The organism is Nocardioides litoris (assembly GCF_006346315.1).
GTDB classification, from domain to species: Bacteria; Actinomycetota; Actinomycetes; order Propionibacteriales; family Nocardioidaceae; genus Nocardioides; species Nocardioides litoris.
In genome coordinates this window covers 63,755-80,859 of sequence record NZ_VDMR01000009.1, presented here as the reverse complement: position 1 = coordinate 80,859, position 17,105 = coordinate 63,755, and the positions used below count along the sequence as shown (strand labels likewise).

The window sequence follows — 17,105 nt, the reverse complement described above, 5'->3', positions numbered from 1 at the left end:
GGACGGCTGCGTCGGGGTCGGTGCGCTCAGTCGCGCAGCAACGGCAGCAGCAGCTCGCCCTGCCGGTGGATCTCCTGCAGGTACGGCGTGTCGGAGAGCACGAACGTCGAGACGCCGAGCTCCTGGTAGCGGCGCAGCGAGGCCGCTACCTCCGGTGCGGAGCCGACCAACCAGGTCGTGCCGGCCCCGCCGCCGCCGTACCGGCCGGGAGCGGTGTACAGGTTGTCGTCGAGCACGTCGCCGCGCTCGGCCAGGTCGAGCAGCCGCTGCTGCCCCACGGCGTGGCCGGGGTGCGGGCGCTCGTCGCGCTTGAGCGGTCCGCCGCCGCCGGCCTGCTCCGCGGCCATGGCGGCCACCCTGGCCTCGGCGTCGGCCCAGGCCTCCTCGCTGGTCTCGCGCACCACCGTGGTGATGCGCAGCCCGAACTCCAGCGGGGCGTGCTCGCGCCCGAGGTCGGCGGCGAGCTTGCGCAGCCGGTCGATCCGCTCCTCGACGCCGGCGAGGGGCTCGCCCCAGAACAGCTGCACGTCGGCCTCGGTGGCGGCGACCCGCTCGGCGGCCTCCGACGCGCCGCCGAAGTACAGCCGCGGGTGGCGCCGCGTGCCGCCGGCGCCCGGGCCCGGTCGCGGCTGGATGCGCGGCCGCACGGTGGAGTCGGTGACCGAGAAGTGCTCGCCGCGGAACGTCACCGACTCCTCGGTCCACAGCCGCCGGACCAGCTGCATGAACTCCCGGGTGCGGGCGTAGCGGTGGGCCTGGTCGCCCTCGCTGTCGCCGTACGCCGCGAGGTGGTCCTGGCCGGAGACGACGTTGACGCGCAGCCGGCCGCCGGTGAGGTGGTCGAGGGTGGCGGCGGCGGAGGCGAAGTGGGCCGGGCGCCAGTAGCCCGGACGGATGGCCACCAGGGGCGAGAAGGTCTCGGTGCGGACCGCGAGCGCGGTGGCGACGGTGAACGTGTCGGGCCGCCCCCAGCTCGTGCCGAGCAGGGCGCCGAGCCAGCCGTGCTGCTCGAGCGCGCGGGCGTGCTCGGTGAGGGTGTCGAGGCTGTTGTGGTCCTCGACGACGTCGTCACCGCGGTGGCCGGGCTCGACCTGGTTGGGGATGTACCAGAGCAGCTCGGGGATGGTCATGCTGTCTCCTCGGATCGGGTGGGCGGGAGCGTCAAACTAGGTTATGACCATGAAGACACTAGACAATGGTCGTTACGGCGATCAGCCGACCCCCACCTCGGGCAGCCCCGTCGTGGCCCTGCAGGTCGCCCACCGGTCCGTGCGCCGCTTCGCCGACGGCGAGGTCTCCGACGAGCAGCTCGGGACCCTGGTCGCGGCCGCGCAGTCGGCGTCGACGTCGTCCAACCTCCAGGCCTGGAGCGTGGTCGCCGTCCGCGACCCCGACCGCAAGGCACGACTGGCCGCGCTCGCCGGCGAGCAGGACTGGATCACGCGGGCGGCGGTCTTCCTCGTCTGGGTCGCCGACCTCTCCCGCGCCCGCCGCCTCGCCGAGCGGGCCGGGACGCCCCTGGAGGCCCCGGACTACCTCGAGAGCACGATCATCGGGTTCGTCGACGCCGCCCTGGCCGCGCAGAACGCCGTCGTCGCCGCGGAGTCCCTGGGCCTCGGGTGCACCTACGTCGGCGCCGTCCGCAACCAGCCCGGCGAGGTCGCCGCCGAGCTCGGCCTCCCCCACGGCGCCGTCGCCGCCTTCGGGCTCGCCGTCGGCGTGCCCGACCCCGGCGAGGACGCCGACATCAAGCCCCGGCTCCCCCAGGGCGCTGTGCTGCACCTCGAGACCTACGACGCCGAGTCGGCCGACGCGCACCTCGACGCCTACGACGAGCACCTGGCGGCGTACAACCGCGAGCACGGGCTCACCGGCGCCTGGACCGACCGCGTCCTCGCCCGCCTCGCCGGACCGGAGTCGATGGCCGGGCGGCACACGTTGCGGGCTGCGCTGGAGGACCTGGGTCTGCCGTCGCGGTGAGCGTCTTCCGGGGCTGGTGTGGGCGGCCGCGCGCGTAGTCGATCGGGTCTCCGCGTCAAGGACGCTCGCTGCGCTCGCGCCGGCTTCGCCGGCCGCCTGCGGCGGTCCTTGACCCGGAGCCTCGCCCGATCGACTGACGGCGCGCTCAACGGCACGGGCTCCGCCCGCGCCGCCGCTGGCGCGGCCGCCCCGTCCGTCACACTGATGTCACTCCTGACGCCGATCTCCCACTCCTGGCAGGGAACTACCAACCAGGGGTGGGAGATCCGCGCCAGGAGTGGTGCCGGCGGGTCACGTGTGACCTGTGGGGCGGGTGGCCGCGCCAGCGGCGGCGCGCCGAGCTTGCGAGGCCGCGCCGACAGCGCGCAGTCCGGCGGGCCGCGCGAGGCTCGGGGTCAAGGACGCGCGGAGCGCGCCGCGCAGCGGCGGAGCGGAGCGACGTCCTTGACGCCGAGACGCGGCCTGCCAAGCGCGCGGCCACCTGACCCACCCACCGCCATCAACGCCGCCTCCCCTACGCTCCTGCAAGTCCGTTGCAACAAGAGGAAGAGCGCACGTGACCGTCATCGAGCGCGAGGTCGAGGCCGACCTCGCCGACCCGCTGGGCCTGCGCGCCGCGCGGCGTCGTACGACGGCGTGGGTGGTCGGCCTCGGGGTCGGGCTGGTGGCGACGGTGCTGGTGGCGACCGCGGTCGGGGCGTTCGCCGTGGCGCCGGGCACGGTGGCCCAGGTCGTCTCCCACCACCTGGTCGGCTGGCCGACCGAGCGCACGTGGAGCCTGCCCGCCGACGCGATCGTGTGGGACGTGCGGCTACCGCGGGTGCTGCTCGGGGCGCTGGTGGGCGCCGGCCTCGCGGTGTGCGGGGTGGCCCTGCAGGCGATGGTGCGCAACGTCCTGGCCGACCCCTACCTGCTCGGCGTCGGCAGTGGCGCCTCGAGCGGGGCGGCGGCGGCGATCCTGTTCGGCATCGGCGCCGGGCTGGTCGAGCACGCGCTGCAGCTGATGGCGTTCCTCGGCGCACTGGCCGCGGCCCTGCTCGTCCTCGTCGTCGCCCGCACCGCCGGCCGGGTCACCTCGGTGCGGCTGCTGCTCGCCGGGGTCGCGGTCGGCTACGCCCTGACCGCGCTGACCAGCTTCCTCGTCTTCGCCTCGGGCTCGGCCGAGGGCGCACGGTCGGTGATGTTCTGGCTGCTGGGCTCGCTCGGCCTGGCGCAGTGGGACGCGCCGCTCGCCGTCGTCGCCCTCGTCGTGGTCGCGACCGTCGCCCTGCTCACGCTGTCGGCCCGCCGCCTCGACGCGCTCGCCGCCGGCGACGAGACCGCGCACACCCTGGGCGTGCGCCCCGACCGGTTCCGGCTGCGCCTGCTCGTCGTGGTCGCGCTCGCCGTCGGCGTGGTCGTCGCGGCCGCCGGCAGCATCGGGTTCGTCGGGCTCGTCGTGCCCCACCTCGCCCGCCGCGCCGTGGGCGGCGCCCACGGGCGCGTGGTCGTCGTCGCCGCCCTCATGGGCGCGATCCTCCTGGTCTGGGCCGACGTCGTCGCCCGCACGCTCCTGGCCCCCCAGGAGATCCCGATCGGCATCATCACCGCGCTCGTCGGAGCGCCGTTCCTGCTCGTCCTCGTCCGCCGACTCCACGCCACCTGACCCGCCACCCGACAGGAGCGCCCGTGCGCCGCCTCGCCGCCCTGACCCTGCTCGCCCCCCTCGCCGCCTGCGGCGCCGACGCCACGACCGGCGGCCCTGCGGTCTCCCCCGACGGCTTCCCCGTCACCGTGGCCAACTGCGGCGCCGACGTCACCTTCGACGCCCCGCCCGAGCGCCTCGTGCTGCTCAAGAGCTCGGCCGTGCCGTTCCTGCAGCACCTCGGGGTGCTCGACCGGGCCGTGGCCCGCGCCGGCTCCTACCCCGAGGAGTACTACGACGAGCAGACCCGCGCGGCGCTCGCCGACGTACCCCTGCTGACCGACGAGCTCGACAGCAGCGGCCACCTGCAGATCAGCAAGGAGGTCGTCATCGGCCAGGAACCCGACCTCGTGCTCGGCGAGGTCGACAACCTGTCGCGCTCCAGCCTCGACGCGGTCGGGATCCCGCTCCTCGAGGAGCCCGCCCTGTGCGACACCGGCGACACCGACCCCGGGTTCGACGACGTGGCCGAGCAGATGACGATGTACGGCGCGGTCTTCGACCGCCAGCAGGAGGCCGATGACGCGGTCGCCGCGATGGAGGCCGACCTGGCCGGAATCACCGAGCAGGTGGGCGAGGGCAGCGGCCGCACCGCCGCCGTGCTCTACCCGACCGTCGGCGGCGGCACGACGTACGCCTACGGCACGGCCAGCATGGCCCACCCGCAGCTCGAGGCAGCCGGGCTGACCAACGTGTTCGGCGACGTCGACGAGCGGGTCTTCGAGGTGACGCTCGAGGAGCTGCTCGGCCGCGACCCCGACGTCCTGGTGCTGCTGCACAGCGAGGGTGGTCCCGGGCCGGTCGTCGACGCGCTCATCGACCTGCCCGGGGCCGGGGAGCTCACGGCCGTCCGCGACGAGGCCGTGATGACCCAGCTCTTCAACTTCACCGAGCCGCCCAGCCCGCTCGCGGTCGAGGGGCTGCGGCGCATCGTCGACCGGTTCGGGGCCACCGGGTCGTGATCGAGGGCCACGACCTCTCCTTCTCCTACGGCGACGCGGCGGTCCTGCGCGCCGTCGACCTGGCCGCGCCGCACGGCCGGGTGCTCGGGCTCGTCGGGCCCAACGGCAGCGGCAAGACGACCCTGCTGCGGCTCCTGCACGGCGCGCTGTCCAGCCCCACCGGCGAGGTCCGGCTCGACGGTGACCGGGTCGCCGGCCTGCCGGTGCGCGAGGTGGCGCGCCGGCTGGCCGTGGTGGTGCAGGAGTCGGGCGGCGAGACGTCGATGACCGTCGCCGAGACCGTGCTGCTCGGCCGGACGCCGCACCTCGGCACCTTCGCGCGCACCGGACCCGGCGACCACCGGGCCGCACACCGGGCGCTGGAGCGGGTCGGCGCGCTGCACCTGGCCGCCCGCGGCTTCGCCGGGCTGTCGGGTGGTGAGCGGCAGCGGGTGCTCATCGCCCGCGCCCTGACCCAGGAGGCCACCCACCTCCTGCTCGACGAGCCGACCAACCACCTCGACATCCGCTACCAGCACGAGGTGCTCGGCCTCGTCGCCGGCCTGGCCCACGACCTGCACCGCACGGTCGTGGTCGTCCTGCACGACCTCAACCTGGCCGCCCGCTACTGCGACGACGCCGTCGTGCTCGCCGGCGGCGCCGTCGCCGCCTCCGGGCCGGTCGACGAGGTGCTCGTCCCCGGGGTCCTCGAGCCCGTCTACGGCATCGGCGTCGAGCGCGTCGGGGCCGGTGGCCAGGCCCACCTGCTCTTCCACCCCCTCCCCGCCCGCACGACCGCCAAGGAGCCCACACGATGACCCTCCAGGACGCCATCAACGACTACTGGACCGACCGCGCGCCGTCGTACGACGCCTACCAGCAGCGCCCCGAGCGGCGCGACCTCGACGTCGACGTCTGGGGCCGGGTGTGGTCCTCGGCCCTGCCCGCGGCGCCGGCCGACGTGCTCGACGTGGGCACCGGCCGCGGCCACGTCGCCTGCCTGCTCGCCGGGCTCGGGCACCGGGTCACCGGCATCGACCTGGCCGACGGCATGCTCGAGATCGCCCGCGAGCACGCCGCGCGGCTGCCCGACCCGCCGACCTTCCGGCGCGGCGACGCCGTGGCGCCCGACCTCCCGCCCGCGTCGTACGACGCCGTGGTCGGCCGCTACGTGATGTGGACCCTGCGTGACCCGGCTACGGCCGTGGCCGGCTGGCGGCGCGTGCTGCGGCCCGGTGGTGTGGTGGCCATGGTCGACAGCACGTGGTTCACCGAGGGCCTCGGCTCGCTGTACGGCGACCGGCCCGACGCCACCCTGCCGCTGGCCGACGCCCGCAGCATCGAGGAGGCGGCCCAGGTGCTGCGCGAGGGCGGCCTCCGCGAGGTCACCGTCACGCCGCTGCACGAGGTGCTGGAGCTCGACCGCGCGCACGGCGTCGCGCCCGGCCACGACGTGCAGCTGCAGTGGCTGCTGACCGGGCTCGGCTAGGCCCCGTCCGACGGGTCAGCGGCGTCGACCGAGCGTGGTGCGCTCCCACCTCGTCGTGACGCCCTCCCACCGGCCGGGCTGCGGCGGCACCACGAGTCGGGTGCGGAGCACCTGGCGCCGTCGCGACGAGCCCGAGGGCAGCTGCGCGGTGACCACCGCGGTGTCGTCGCGCCGGACCGCCGTCGGGCCGGCGCAGGCCCGCCCCCACGGGGTCGGCCGCCACCGACGCTGGCCGCGTGGTCCGCCGTAGCGCTGGACCTCCACCCGCACGCAGCGCGCGGCCGCCGAGGGCCGGACCGTGCCGACGGCGGCCCCCGCCTGCCACCCGGCCGTGGCCGCGGGGCGGACCCGCACCAGGACCCGAGTCGTGCGCCAGAGGGCCCGGTCGGTCGGCCGCGCATCGACCTCGACCAGGGTGTTCTGCTCGGGGCGGTAGTGGCGCAGCACCGCGACGCCGCGCCCGTCGGTGACGACCTCCTCGTAGCGCTCGTCCATGGTCGCGCGGAGGTCGAGGTAGACGTCGCGACCAGCCTCGGCGGGGGCGACCGCGGCGACGACGGCGACCTGCTGCCCGTAGGTCGCCACGGCCGGGACGACGGTCGACGTCACGGTCGACGGGACGCGGACCCGGTCGGCCAGGCTCATCCGTCGCAGCTCGTGGACCTCCGAGAGGTAGTCCTCGGAGACCGTCCAGGCGGCGCCGCCGCCGAGCACCAGGCTGCGCGGCTCCTGGGACTCCGGCTCCCCCGCCGAGACCGCGGGGTCGTGGTCCGGACCGAGCTCCCACGAGCGGTAGGGCTCGGTGCGCCCCGGGTGGTAGAGGAACACCTCGGCCTCCGCCGAGAGCGGGCGCCCGATCGCCACCCGGCCGTCGGGGGCGACGGAGAGCGCCGACCCGGTCGTCTCGACGTCGCCCAGGCGGTCGAGGACGGCGAGCGTGCGGGCGTCGCGCACCTCCGGCAGGCCGTTGCCCGTCAGGTAGACGGTCCGCCCGTCCGGCGCGGCCTCGACCTCGGTGACGTCGACCTCGGCGCGGGCCACGCGGACCACCGACGGCGTGCCGTCCGCGGCTCGGGTCACCTGCAGCCGCGAGACGTCCCCGTCGTCGTCGCCTCCGACCAGCAGCGCCGCGGGGTCGCCCGGGACGTCGGCGGTCAGGCCGACGCGCCACTCACCGTCCACCGTGGCCTGGCCGGTCTCGTCGGAGGGCCCCGGACCGCCCGGGCCGGGGGTGAGCGGGACGAACCACTCCCCGGTCACCGGGTCGAGGCCGGCGAGGGTCTCGCAGTCCGAACGGTCGCGCGCGACGACCGGCATCCACAGCAGTCCCTGGACGAGCGTGAACGACGACGGGCAGACGTAGCGGGGGTCCGCACCGTCGGGGTCGACGACGTGCCGCGCGACGACCTCGAGGGTGTCGAGGTCGTAGACGACGACCTGCTGGGGGTCGGGCACGAACACGAACAGCCGCTCCTGGGCCCGGTCGGTGTCGACCACGGTCGCGCCGTCCGCGCCCTCGAGCTCGCTCCAGCGCCCAGCTCCCGTGTCGAGCACCCGCGGCGCGCTGCTGCCGGCTGCGTCGCCGGTCCGACGACCAGCGAGGAACAGTCGGTCCCGCTCGTGGTCGTAGGCGGTGTCGGCGCCGTGGACGTCGAGGTCGAGCGGCGTCCCGCGGGGCGTGAGGCTGGGCGGGTCCCACGGTCGGGGCACGGCCGGGCCGTACCGCTGGTCCGCGAGGCGGCCGACGAGGCCGGCCGGCGCGGGGGCAGCCGACGCACCGACGTCCAGCCCGGCGGGGAGGAGCGCGGCGGCGACGACGGCGGCCACCGCCGCGGCGAAGGACCGGCGACCGGTCGAGGCGGGGGTGGGCCGGTCCTTCATGCTGGGGATGAGAGCATCCGGGGCGCCCTGCCGCACCACCCCCACCGTGACGGCCACCGTCGGTCCAGACCACCTGTGGCGGGTCGTGGCCGGTCGGGCCTGGTCGGTGCGGGTACCGGGTCCCATGACCGTCACGGCCACCCCCACCGGCCCCGCACCGAGCCCCAGCCCCCACCCCACCCCCTACGACCACCTCTCCCCGGCCGAGGTCGACGCCCTGGGCGCCGATCTCGACGCCCTGCGCGAGGAGGTCCGCGCGTCCCTGGGCGCGGCCGACGCGGCGTACATCCGTCGGGTCATCGCGGCCCAGCGAGCCCTCGAGCTCGGCGGCCGGCTGGTGCTGCTGGGCAGCCGGCGCCGACCGGCCTGGTTGCTCGGCACCGCGTGCCTGACGCTGGCCAAGGTGCTGGACAACATGGAGATCGGGCACAACGTGCTGCACGGCCAGTGGGACTGGATGCGCGACCCGAAGGTCCACTCCTCCACCTGGGACTGGGACCACGTCTCCTCGCCCGCGCAGTGGCAGCGCGCGCACAACGAGGTGCACCACGTGCACACCAACGTGCTCGGCCGCGACAACGACCTCGGCTACGGCATCCTCCGCGTCGACGAGGCCCAGCCCTGGCGGCCCCGGCACGCCGCCCAGCCCCTGTGGAACCTCGTCAACGCGGTCTTCTTCGAGTACGGCATCGCGCTGTACGACCTCGGGGTCGGCGAGGCGTTCCGCTCCGGCTCCGGCCTGTCGCCGGAACAGCGCGCCGAGGCCCGCGAGACGCTCCGCCGCGCCGGGCGGCAGCTGGCCAAGGACCTCGTGGTCTGGCCGCTGTTCTCCGGCCGCGCGGCCCGGCACGTGCTCGCCGCCGACGTGACCGCGCTCGTGCTGCGCAACCTGTGGAGCCACTCGGTGATCATGTGCGGCCACTTCCCCGAGGGGGTCGCGACGTTCGAGGTCGACGAGCTGCCGGCCCAGGAGGGCCGCGGCGAGTGGTACCTGCGCCAGGCCCTCGGCTCCGCCGACGTCACCGGCCCGCGCTGGCTGCACCTGCTCACCGGCAACCTCTCCCACCAGGTCGAGCACCACTGCTTCCCCGACCTGCCCAGCAACCGGTACGCCGAGCTCGCGCCGCGCGTGCGCGAGGTCCTCGACCGCCACGGCCTGCCCCACCACGCGGCGTCGCTGCCCCGGCAGGTCGCGAGCGCGTGGCACAAGGTGGTGCGGCTGTCGGTCCCGCCCGCCGACGTGCGCCGGGGGTGGGGCGAGCGGGTCCGACGGGTGAGGGCGAGGCGGGCCGCCGGCGGCCAGGATGGTGCGGCCGGGCACCACGGCCCGGTCCAGGACCACAGCAGGAGGACCGCATGAGCGAGCTCGACCCCGAGGACACCGCCACCGAGGCCGACCGCGAGGAGCAGCAGCAGGAGATCGCCGAGGTGCAGGAGCAGCTCGACGGCGACTCCGACGGCGAGGGCCTCGGCAACGAGGCGGGCCGGGGCGAGGAGACCGGGATCAGCGAGGGCTGACGCCCGCCAGCGGCACCCGACGCGAGGTGCGGTGCCGGGCGAGCCCGAGGGCGAGGGCGCCCAGGACGGCCCCGAGCGCCGCGCCGAGGCTGTTGGAGAGCCAGTCGGCGGTCGAGCACGCCCGGCCCAGGGACGGCACGACCAGCTGCACCGTCTCGATCGCGACGGGGAGCGCCACCCCGGCCCCCAGCGCCGGCAGCACGCGACCCAGGGCCACCGCGGCGAGCAGCACCGGGCCCACGAGCAGCACCACGTTGGCGGCCAGCTCGACCCGGGCGAACGTCGGCACGGTCCACGCCACCTCGCACCGCCCGGTGCCCCGGGTCGACGTGGGGGCCAGCACCAGCACTGCGACCGGCACCAGCGAGATGGCCGCCGCCCCGCGGGCGAGGGCGGGCCGCGACGACAACCAGGCGCCGACGGGCGGCCCCAGCAGGACGAGGCCGGCGAGCAGCACCGGCGGGATCCACCGGTGCTCGATGAGGTACGTCGTGAGCACGCCCCCATGCTCGCCGTGGACCGGGGCCCGCGCCTCGGTCGCAGGTGCCGTCGGGGTGGTCGCGGGTACCGGGTCCGCCGGCTCAGTCGCCGACGCCGTGGCGCTCGGCCCAGACCGCGGCCTGCGTGCGGTCCTGCACACCGATGCGGGCGAAGGTGGAGGTCAGGTGCGCCTTGACGGTGCGGTCGGTGATGCCGAGGCGCCGGGCGATCTGCTTGTTGGCCAGTCCGGCCCGCACCAGGGCCAGCACCTCGGTCTCCCGGGGCGTGAGCTCCACCGCCGGCGGTCGACGGCGGGCGGTGAGCAGTGAGCGTGCGGCCTTGGGGTCGAGCGGCGACTCCCCGCGGTGGACGGCCCGCACGCCCTCCACGATGTCGGCGGGGTCGGCGTCCTTGAGCAGGTAGCCGACGGCGCCGGCGTCGAGGGCGCCGACGATGCGCTCCGCGTCGGAGAACGACGTCAGCACGAGCACCTGCACCTCGGGGTGCTCCGCGACCAGGTGGCGGGTCGCGGTGACGCCGTCGACGCCGGCCATCTGCAGGTCCATCAGCACCACGTGCGGGCCGCTCGTGGCCACCACCCCGAGCACCTCGGCCCCGTCGGCGGCCTGGCCGACCACGCTCACGTCGCTCGCGGCGTCGAGCAGCTGGACGAGCCCGGCGCGCACGACGGCGTGGTCGTCGACGACCACGACCCGCACCACGTCCCGGACCACGTCGGAGCCGCTCACGGGGCCACCTCCAGGCGGACGGTGGTGCCGCGGCCCGGAGCGGCGTCGACCTCGAGCCGACCACCGTGGTCGCGGGCCAGGCTGGTCAGGCCGCGCAGGCCGTAGGACGCGCCGCCCACCGCGGCGGGGTCGAAGCCGACGCCGTCGTCGCGGACGGTCAGCGTCACGGGACGGCCGCGCAGCTCGAGCACCAGGGTGGTCGCACCGGCGTGGCGGAGCGCGTTGCGGACCGCCTCCTGGGCCACCCGCCACACCAGGGCCGTCCCGTCGTCGGACAGCGCGTCGAGGTCGCGGGTCTCGACCTCCACCCGGGCCTCGACCCCCTGGTCGGCGGCACCGGCAGTGAGGTCCTGGAGCGCGGCCGGGAGCCCGTCAGCGCGCAGGCCGGGCGGGTGGATCTCGACGAGCAGCGAGCGCAGCGCTCGCATGGCGGAGCGGACCGACCCGGCGGCGTCGTCGAGCCGCCCGCGCGCATCGGGGTCGGTCTCGCGGCCGGCGAGCGCGGAGAGGGCGAAGGAGGTGCCGGCGAGGTCCTGCACCACACCGTCGTGCAGGTCGCGTGCGATCCGGCGCCGCTCGGCGTCGGAGGCCTCGGCGGCGGCGACGAGCAGGCGCTCGCGCTCGTCGGCCGCCCGGGTCAGCCGACGGGTGAGGACCCAGATCATCGGGGTCGCCACCAGCAGCACGGCGACGAGCGCGCCGAGGGTGATCGCACGGAACGGCGCCACGACCTCCGCCTGGCGCCGGTCGATCTGGTCGTCGGCGAAGTAGGCCTCGAACAGCAGCGGGGTGCCGTCGGGGGCCTCGATGCGGGTGTAGACCTCCACCAGGCCACCGCCGTCACGCGGCTCGTAGCGGTTCTCGGGCTCGGACAGGTCGGAGATCTCCGCGTCGGACCCGCCCCGCTCGAGCACCTCGAGCTCCTCCTCGTCGAGCTCGAACCGCTCACCGGTCAGCCGGGCCTCGTCGGACCACACGACGCTCCCGTCGCGGTCCCAGATCTTCACCCGCCGCACGCCGTCGACGTCGAGGCGCGCCAGCATCGTCCGGTCGAACCGGTCGACCGCCCCCGCGTCCCCGGCCAGCACGCCGCGGGTCAGCGACGGCTGGGCGACCGAGCGGGCGAGCAGGCCGGTCGTCGCCTGGGCGTCGGTCAGGGCCTCCTCGCGCGCGACCCGCTGGCCCAGCCACGAGGTGACGAGGACCAGCGCGACCAGGACGAGGACGGACAGCAGCAGGAACACCGCCACGGGCGTGCGCCACCAGCGCGCCGCCGTACGCCGTCGCGCACCCGCCCTGTCCGCCATCGCCCACCGATCATCCCCCGCCGGGCGTCAGTAGCGCACGGAGGCCAGGCAGGTCTGGCCGCGGAAGGTCGCCCGGAAGACGAAGGCGTCGGTGCCGGCGCCGTCGACGGCGCGCCGCTCGACCTCGAACGAGCCGCTGCGGCCGGTGGTCGTCGCCGTCCCGCGGGCCGAGACCGACCCGTCGTGCCGCAGGACCCAGGCCCACCGCTGGCCGGTGCGGTTGCTGTCGACCTCCGACTCGACCTCGATGCGACCGTCGTCCTCCTTGGCCTTGATCTTCCAGCGGGCGCCGCCGGAGCATGCCCCCGTGCGGATGACGCGGTCGTCCCGGTCGCGGCCGTCGTCGCCGCCGCCGTGCGAGGCGGCGGCGGGGCCGGCCAGCGCGCCCAGCGTGGCGACGGCGGCGGTGGTGGCGAGCAGGGTTCGGGTGCGGGTCATGGCGGTCTCCTCCAGGTGGGGCGGGACGGTCGTCCCGTCGTGCACCCAGCACACCGCCGGTCGGGTCCGGCCCACCACTGGACGGTGGTCGTAGTACCTCCGGACCCGCAGCCGACCGCTACGACCGCCGCGTGCCGGGTCGAGCGACGCTGAGGTAGAGGCCGAGCCTGGGCAGGGTGGGGATGCGCCCGAGGTCGGGGTCGGGGGTCGACGCCTCCGGTCCGGTGAGCACCTCGGCCAGCACCGCGGTCGTCTGGACGAGCAGCTGCAGGGTCATCGACTCCCCGGGGCACCGGTGGCCCTCGAGCGGGCCGCCGCCCTGCGGCACGAGGTCGTACGGCGTGGGTCGGCGCTCCGCGAAGCGGTCGGCCCGGAACTCCGTCGGGTCGGGGTAGTGGCGCTCGTCGAGGTCGATGCCGCGCACGTCGAGGACCACGAAGTCACCCACCCGCAGGTCGACGCCGCCGTGCTTGGTGCGGCGGCGCACCCGTCCGGCCAGGGCCGGCACGAACGGGGTGGTGCGCCGGACCTCCTCCGCGAACGCCCAGCGGCGGTCCTCCGCGGTCGTCTCGGCCAGCAGGGCCCGCTCCTGCGGCGGGAGGCCCGCCAGGGCGGCGGCCGCGTGCACGCCGAGCCAGGCCACCGCGATGGTCGGCCGGACGACGTTGCCCAGCTCGACGGCCGCGGTGCTGTCGTCGAGGTCGGTGGCCGCGATCGTGGCGAGCACCGAGCCCTCCGGCGGGGCGAGCTCGCCGGCCCGGACGGCCGTGACCAGCCTGCGCGCCCACCGGTCGGTGACCGTGCGCTCGCGCCAGGCCCGGGCGTAGAGCCGCGGCCCGGCGAACCCGAACCCCCCGACGATCCGCGCGTACCGCCTGCTCCACGCCCGCCGCTCGTCCTCGTCGAGGTCGATCCCGACCCAGGTGAGCACCGCGCCGCCGTACGCCACGGCGAGGCGGTCGTGCAGGTCGGCGGTCGAGCCGTCCCAGTCGGGCAGGGACGCCTCGAGCCGCTCGCGGGCGAGCGCCGCGCAGGCCGCCACCTGCTCCGGGCCGAGCCGGCCGGTGAACATCGCCTTGCGCGTCCGGTGCCTCCCGCCGTCGAGCGAGTGCACCGCCCCGCGCCCGAACAGCAGCCACCCCAGCGGCGGCGGCACCGCACCCTTCCGCTCCACGACGGACTCGTCGTAGAACACCCGCGCACCCTCCTCACCGCCGAGCACGACCGCCCGGCGTGCGAGGAGTCGCGAGGCGTACGTCGTGCCCCCGCCGCGTGCCTGCCGGTCGCGGTCGAGGGCGGCGTACCCGTCGCGGCGCAGCCGCAGGGCGAGGTCCATGCCGTGGCTCCCGAGGTCTCGGGGTGGGGCGCCGGCTGCTCCAGCGACGCGCTCGACGCTAGCCACGGCCCCTCCGCACCCTCACCACCTGCCCGGGTGGCGGAGCCCACCGCAGCCCATGATGGTCGAGGAGGGCGCCCTGGCGCCCGTCTCGAGGCCCCTCCACGGGACTGGACGCACTGTCGAACGCGTCATCGATAACTGTCCGTGGTCACGTCTATCGTGGTCAACATGACCAGCACCCGCCTCCTCGACCCGGCCCTCGCCGCCGTGGCCGACGCGCGTGGACGGATGCTGCGCGAGGAGGTCGCCACGCTGGTCGCGGTGCTGGACTGGTGCGCAGCCCACGAGGTCACCGAGGCCGAGGCGTCGATCCACACCATGACGCCCGGTCTGCAGCTCGGCGGTGACGGGTGCCCGTGGGTCAGCGAGTTCGACGCCCATGACTTGGCCTGCGTCCTCGGACGCTCCCCCGACTCGTGCGCTGCGTACGTCGGCAACGCCCTCGAGCTGCGCCACCGCCTCCCCCGACTCTGGGCCCGGGTCGGCGGGTCGGAGGTGCCGGTGTGGAAGGCGTTCCGCATCGCAGAGCAGACCCAACAGCTCCCGCCCGCGGGTGCGGCGGAGGTCGACCGGGCCCTCGCGCCGACCGCGCACTCGTGCACGTTCGCGCAGGTCGAGCGCACCGTCACCTCCGCACTCACCGCCCACTGTCCCGATGAGGTGGAACGCCGCAGGTTGGCGGCGTTGGAGCACCGGCGGTTCGACGTGCACCTCGACCACGTCCGATCGCTCGACGGCACCGTCGAGGTCACCGGGACCCTCGACCTGGCTGACGCGGTCGACCTCGACACCGCCGTTGCCGGTGTGGCGGCCCAGCTCGGCGAGCTGGGGTGCCATGAGTCGTGGGACGCCCGCCGCGCCCTCGCCGTCGGCGAGATCGCCCGCGCCCAGCTCGCGCTCGACCTCGAGGTCGGCAGCACCACGGGGCGTGGGGTGACGGTGTACGCGCACCTGCGCTCGGACTCCGACGTCGTCGAGACCGCCGGCACCACCGTCACCCGCGAGCAGCTCGCGACCTGGTGCCGCGCCCCCGGCACGACGGTCACCGTCACACCGGTCGTCGACCTCCCCGGCGGCGACCCCGCCGCCGCCCAGGCCCTGGCCGAGAGGGTCGCGGCCTGGCTCGACACTGACACCCACGTCCGACCTGCCATCGACCTGTCCGCCGACCTGGCCAGCAGCGGCTATCAGCCGTCACCGACCTTGGCCGAGCAGGTCGACCTCCGCGACCGGCGCTGCGTGTTCCCGCACTGCAACCGACGCCGCACCGACCGCGACCACATCCGCCCCTACGACCCAGGCGGCGAGACCCGGTCGTCCAACCTCGCCCGGCTCTGCCGAGCCCACCACCGCGCCAAGACCCACTCCACCTGGCGGTACGACCGACCCGGGCCTGGGGTCTTCGCGTGGCACAGCCCCGCTGGCGCGACGTACACCGTCGACCGCTCCGCCGAACCCTGACCGCCGAGCCCCACACCCCGCCCACCATCTGGTGCGCGGGGCCACTGGCCTGCCCACCATCGTGTGGTCGTGAAGGGCGCGCCGGCTGCGGCCATGTGGCCTCGAGACGGGACTCCGTCCCTCCTCGACCACCGTGGGAGGCCGGGCCACCCGGTGGTCGAGGAAGGCCACCTCGTGGCCTGTCTCGAGACCACGGCAGCTGCGGTCGGGCGGTCACCGAGGCAGGTACTCGTGCTCAGGCGGATCCGACGGACGACGGCGACGATGAACCCGTGAGCAGGACCCGCGACCTGGTGAGCCCCGACCGCGCGACCGTCCAGATGCTCGGCGCCGCCGTCATCGGCAGCGCCACGTGGGTGGCCGCACTCGTGGCCGTCGGCGCCGCCGGGGGGCTGTGGCTGGACCAGGCGGGGTCGGTGGCCGTCGTCCTGAGCGCCACCTGGCTGGCGGGGTCGGCCACGCTCGCGGTGGCTCCCCCGTGGCGGTTCGTGGCCGCCGGGTTGGCGCTGTCAGCGGTGACGGGCCCCGCTGTGGCGTTCGCCCTGCTCCTCGTCGCCCTCGGCGCGTGACCGCCCCCGACCCCGTCAGCCCCGTCAGCCCCGACCGCGCCACCGTCGAGCTGCTGGGCGCGGTGGTCATCGGCACGGCCGCCTGGTTCGCCGCCCTGGACCCGGTCGCGTCGATCGGGGCCAGCCACGACGCCGCCCTCGCCGGGCTCCTCCTGAGCGGCGCCTGGCGGCTCGGCGCGACCGCCCTCGCCACCCGGGCCCGCTGGCGCTGGCTCGCCACGGGGTGGGCGATCTCGGCCGCGGCTGGCCCCGCCCTCGCCGTCCTCCTCCTCACCCTCACCGTGGGTTCCTGACGCGTCCTGACCGACCTGCCGGTCGGACGGCCGACGTACGCTGGCCGACGCCATGACGACCCCCGCCACCCCCGCCGCCGTGACGCGTGCGCTGGCCCGGGTGCTGGCGTGGGAGCCCGACCTGGCGCCCGACGACCGCTACGTGCCGCTCGCGGAGGTCGACCTCGAGGCGCTGGCCCGGGCCGTTGCCCGACGGATGGGCGACCCACCGCTGCGGGTGGGCTGGTCGACGGCGGTCATGGGCATCGCGTCGCGGCTGTGGTCGCTGACCGTCGTGCCGTACGTCGTCGACGGAGTGCTCCCCGACCCGGCGACGATCCTGCTCCGCCACGACGAGGGTGCGGTCACGCTGGGCGTGCGGGAGCCACGGGGCTGGGTCCAGGCCAGCGTCGACGACCTGGAGCGGGCGGTGCACGAGGTGGTCGACCCGCTGGTGGCGGCGACACCGCTCTCGCCGCGGCTGCTGTGGGGCAACGTCGCCGGCAGCCTGGCCACGGTGCCGCGGGTGCACGTGCTCCCCCGCGCCCGGCCGGTGGTCGCGCACCTGCTCGACGGGCCCGGCCTCGCCGGCGAGGTCGTGGTCCGACCCGACGGCAGCACCCGCCGCGGCACCTGCTGCTTGTTCTGGCAGGTGCCGGGCGCCGGGCTGTGCGGCGACTGCGTCCTCGACACCGTGCCCACCCGTCGCCCGACCCGCGGCGGCCGCGCTTGCTAGGGTCACCCCGCCAGTGCGGGAACCCGGTGAGAGTCCGGGACTGACGCGCAGCGGTGAGGGTGATCGGCAGGACGGCCGGGGGTGACCGGCAGCCACTGGGTCCACGTGACGTCAGCGTGACGGGGACCTGGGAAGGCGTCCAGGGTCGGTGCGATCCCGAGTCCGAAGACCTGCTGGCCCTTGCGGCCGACCGCCGCGAGG

18 protein-coding genes and 1 riboswitch are annotated in these 17,105 nt (G+C 75.8%); of the genes, 11 read left to right on the top strand and 7 right to left on the bottom strand.

The genetic code is table 11. The features are described 5' to 3' along the window. Positions 1 to 26 precede the first annotated feature (26 nt). Positions 27 to 1,130 carry an LLM class flavin-dependent oxidoreductase gene (locus tag FJQ57_RS20090; protein ID WP_139983808.1) on the bottom strand — a complete coding sequence of 368 codons (1,104 nt, stop codon included), beginning with the start codon at positions 1,128 to 1,130 and terminating at the stop codon, positions 27 to 29. Positions 1,131 to 1,179: 49 nt separating this feature from the next. On the opposite strand from FJQ57_RS20090, the gene FJQ57_RS20085 reads away from it, so the two are divergent. From FJQ57_RS20085 to FJQ57_RS20065, 5 genes are all read left to right on the top strand, one after another. Then, a complete protein-coding gene (locus FJQ57_RS20085) occupies positions 1,180 to 1,980 on the top strand; it encodes an NADPH-dependent oxidoreductase (RefSeq protein WP_139983806.1) in 801 nt (266 codons plus the stop codon). A 556-nt stretch (positions 1,981 to 2,536) separates the two neighbouring features. After that, positions 2,537 to 3,625, top strand: coding sequence for a FecCD family ABC transporter permease (locus FJQ57_RS20080; protein WP_170219528.1), 1,089 nt, complete (start codon positions 2,537 to 2,539; stop codon positions 3,623 to 3,625). A gap of 23 nt (positions 3,626 to 3,648) precedes the next feature. Continuing rightward, positions 3,649 to 4,626, top strand: a complete 978-nt coding sequence (locus tag FJQ57_RS20075; protein WP_211349217.1) for an ABC transporter substrate-binding protein — start codon at positions 3,649 to 3,651, stop codon at positions 4,624 to 4,626. Beyond that, on the top strand, positions 4,623 to 5,423 hold the full coding sequence (locus FJQ57_RS20070; RefSeq protein WP_139983804.1) for an ABC transporter ATP-binding protein: 801 nt from the start codon (positions 4,623 to 4,625) through the stop codon (positions 5,421 to 5,423). The genes FJQ57_RS20075 and FJQ57_RS20070 overlap by 4 nt, the downstream gene beginning before the upstream one ends. After that, positions 5,420 to 6,094, top strand: a complete 675-nt coding sequence (locus FJQ57_RS20065; RefSeq protein WP_139983789.1) for a class I SAM-dependent methyltransferase — start codon at positions 5,420 to 5,422, stop codon at positions 6,092 to 6,094. The genes FJQ57_RS20070 and FJQ57_RS20065 overlap by 4 nt, the downstream gene beginning before the upstream one ends. Before the next feature lie 15 nt (positions 6,095 to 6,109). On the opposite strand, the gene FJQ57_RS20060 is transcribed toward FJQ57_RS20065, so the two are convergent. Then, positions 6,110 to 7,975: a hypothetical protein gene (locus FJQ57_RS20060; RefSeq protein ID WP_139983787.1), complete on the bottom strand. Its 1,866-nt coding sequence runs from the start codon at positions 7,973 to 7,975 to the stop codon at positions 6,110 to 6,112. Positions 7,976 to 8,099: 124 nt separating this feature from the next. Here FJQ57_RS20060 and FJQ57_RS20055 point away from each other — a divergent pair, with 124 nt between their 5' ends. Then, positions 8,100 to 9,335 carry a fatty acid desaturase family protein gene (locus FJQ57_RS20055; RefSeq protein ID WP_139983785.1) on the top strand — a complete coding sequence of 412 codons (1,236 nt, stop codon included), beginning with the start codon at positions 8,100 to 8,102 and terminating at the stop codon, positions 9,333 to 9,335. Next, entirely contained in the window at positions 9,332 to 9,493 is a 162-nt protein-coding gene (locus tag FJQ57_RS22710; protein WP_170219527.1) for a hypothetical protein, read from the top strand. The genes FJQ57_RS20055 and FJQ57_RS22710 overlap by 4 nt, the downstream gene beginning before the upstream one ends. On the opposite strand, the gene FJQ57_RS20050 is transcribed toward FJQ57_RS22710, so the two are convergent. The 5 genes from FJQ57_RS20050 to FJQ57_RS20030 all read right to left on the bottom strand — a co-directional run bounded on the left by FJQ57_RS20050 (position 9,480) and on the right by FJQ57_RS20030 (position 13,803). Further along, on the bottom strand, positions 9,480 to 9,992 hold the full coding sequence (locus tag FJQ57_RS20050; protein ID WP_170219526.1) for a VanZ family protein: 513 nt from the start codon (positions 9,990 to 9,992) through the stop codon (positions 9,480 to 9,482). The two genes, FJQ57_RS22710 and FJQ57_RS20050, sit on opposite strands and share 14 nt — an antisense overlap. 82 nt (positions 9,993 to 10,074) lie before the next feature. Continuing rightward, entirely contained in the window at positions 10,075 to 10,722 is a 648-nt protein-coding gene (locus FJQ57_RS20045; RefSeq protein ID WP_246081935.1) for a response regulator, read from the bottom strand. Further along, on the bottom strand, positions 10,719 to 12,029 hold the full coding sequence (locus FJQ57_RS20040; RefSeq protein ID WP_139983781.1) for a sensor histidine kinase: 1,311 nt from the start codon (positions 12,027 to 12,029) through the stop codon (positions 10,719 to 10,721). The genes FJQ57_RS20045 and FJQ57_RS20040 overlap by 4 nt, the downstream gene beginning before the upstream one ends. A gap of 27 nt (positions 12,030 to 12,056) precedes the next feature. Beyond that, a complete protein-coding gene (locus FJQ57_RS20035; RefSeq protein WP_139983779.1) occupies positions 12,057 to 12,467 on the bottom strand; it encodes a hypothetical protein in 411 nt (136 codons plus the stop codon). 118 nt (positions 12,468 to 12,585) lie between these two features. After that, on the bottom strand, positions 12,586 to 13,803 hold the full coding sequence (locus tag FJQ57_RS20030) for a cytochrome P450 (protein WP_139983777.1): 1,218 nt from the start codon (positions 13,801 to 13,803) through the stop codon (positions 12,586 to 12,588). A 231-nt stretch (positions 13,804 to 14,034) separates the two neighbouring features. Between FJQ57_RS20030 and FJQ57_RS20025 the strand changes: the two genes are divergently transcribed. From FJQ57_RS20025 to FJQ57_RS20010, 4 genes are all read left to right on the top strand, one after another. After that, positions 14,035 to 15,327 (top strand): HNH endonuclease signature motif containing protein, encoded by a 1,293-nt coding sequence (locus FJQ57_RS20025; RefSeq protein WP_139983775.1) that lies wholly within the window; start codon positions 14,035 to 14,037, stop codon positions 15,325 to 15,327. A gap of 272 nt (positions 15,328 to 15,599) precedes the next feature. Next, positions 15,600 to 15,896 (top strand): hypothetical protein, encoded by a 297-nt coding sequence (locus FJQ57_RS20020; protein WP_139983773.1) that lies wholly within the window; start codon positions 15,600 to 15,602, stop codon positions 15,894 to 15,896. Further along, positions 15,893 to 16,189: a hypothetical protein gene (locus FJQ57_RS20015; RefSeq protein ID WP_139983771.1), complete on the top strand. Its 297-nt coding sequence runs from the start codon at positions 15,893 to 15,895 to the stop codon at positions 16,187 to 16,189. The genes FJQ57_RS20020 and FJQ57_RS20015 overlap by 4 nt, the downstream gene beginning before the upstream one ends. 52 nt (positions 16,190 to 16,241) lie before the next feature. Continuing rightward, a complete protein-coding gene (locus FJQ57_RS20010) occupies positions 16,242 to 16,904 on the top strand; it encodes a (2Fe-2S)-binding protein (protein WP_139983769.1) in 663 nt (220 codons plus the stop codon). 17 nt (positions 16,905 to 16,921) lie between these two features. After that, positions 16,922 to 17,075: riboswitch (cobalamin riboswitch) on the top strand. Positions 17,076 to 17,105: the final 30 nt, after the last annotated feature.

Bases quoted from the DNA above. Each gene is read 5' to 3' on its own strand.
- FJQ57_RS22710 (WP_170219527.1), top strand. From the start codon at position 9,332: ATGAGCGAGCTCGACCCCGAGGACACCGCCACCGAGGCCGACCGCGAG.
- FJQ57_RS20030 (WP_139983777.1), bottom strand. From the start codon at position 13,803: ATGGACCTCGCCCTGCGGCTGCGCCGCGACGGGTACGCCGCCCTCGAC.
- FJQ57_RS20035 (WP_139983779.1), bottom strand. From the start codon at position 12,467: ATGACCCGCACCCGAACCCTGCTCGCCACCACCGCCGCCGTCGCCACG.
- FJQ57_RS20010 (WP_139983769.1), top strand. From the start codon at position 16,242: ATGACGACCCCCGCCACCCCCGCCGCCGTGACGCGTGCGCTGGCCCGG.
- FJQ57_RS20040 (WP_139983781.1), bottom strand. From the start codon at position 12,029: ATGGCGGACAGGGCGGGTGCGCGACGGCGTACGGCGGCGCGCTGGTGG.
- FJQ57_RS20085 (WP_139983806.1), top strand. From the start codon at position 1,180: ATGAAGACACTAGACAATGGTCGTTACGGCGATCAGCCGACCCCCACC.
- FJQ57_RS20060 (WP_139983787.1), bottom strand. From the start codon at position 7,975: ATGAAGGACCGGCCCACCCCCGCCTCGACCGGTCGCCGGTCCTTCGCC.
- FJQ57_RS20090 (WP_139983808.1), bottom strand. From the start codon at position 1,130: ATGACCATCCCCGAGCTGCTCTGGTACATCCCCAACCAGGTCGAGCCC.
- FJQ57_RS20065 (WP_139983789.1), top strand. From the start codon at position 5,420: ATGACCCTCCAGGACGCCATCAACGACTACTGGACCGACCGCGCGCCG.
- FJQ57_RS20025 (WP_139983775.1), top strand. From the start codon at position 14,035: ATGACCAGCACCCGCCTCCTCGACCCGGCCCTCGCCGCCGTGGCCGAC.
- FJQ57_RS20055 (WP_139983785.1), top strand. From the start codon at position 8,100: ATGACCGTCACGGCCACCCCCACCGGCCCCGCACCGAGCCCCAGCCCC.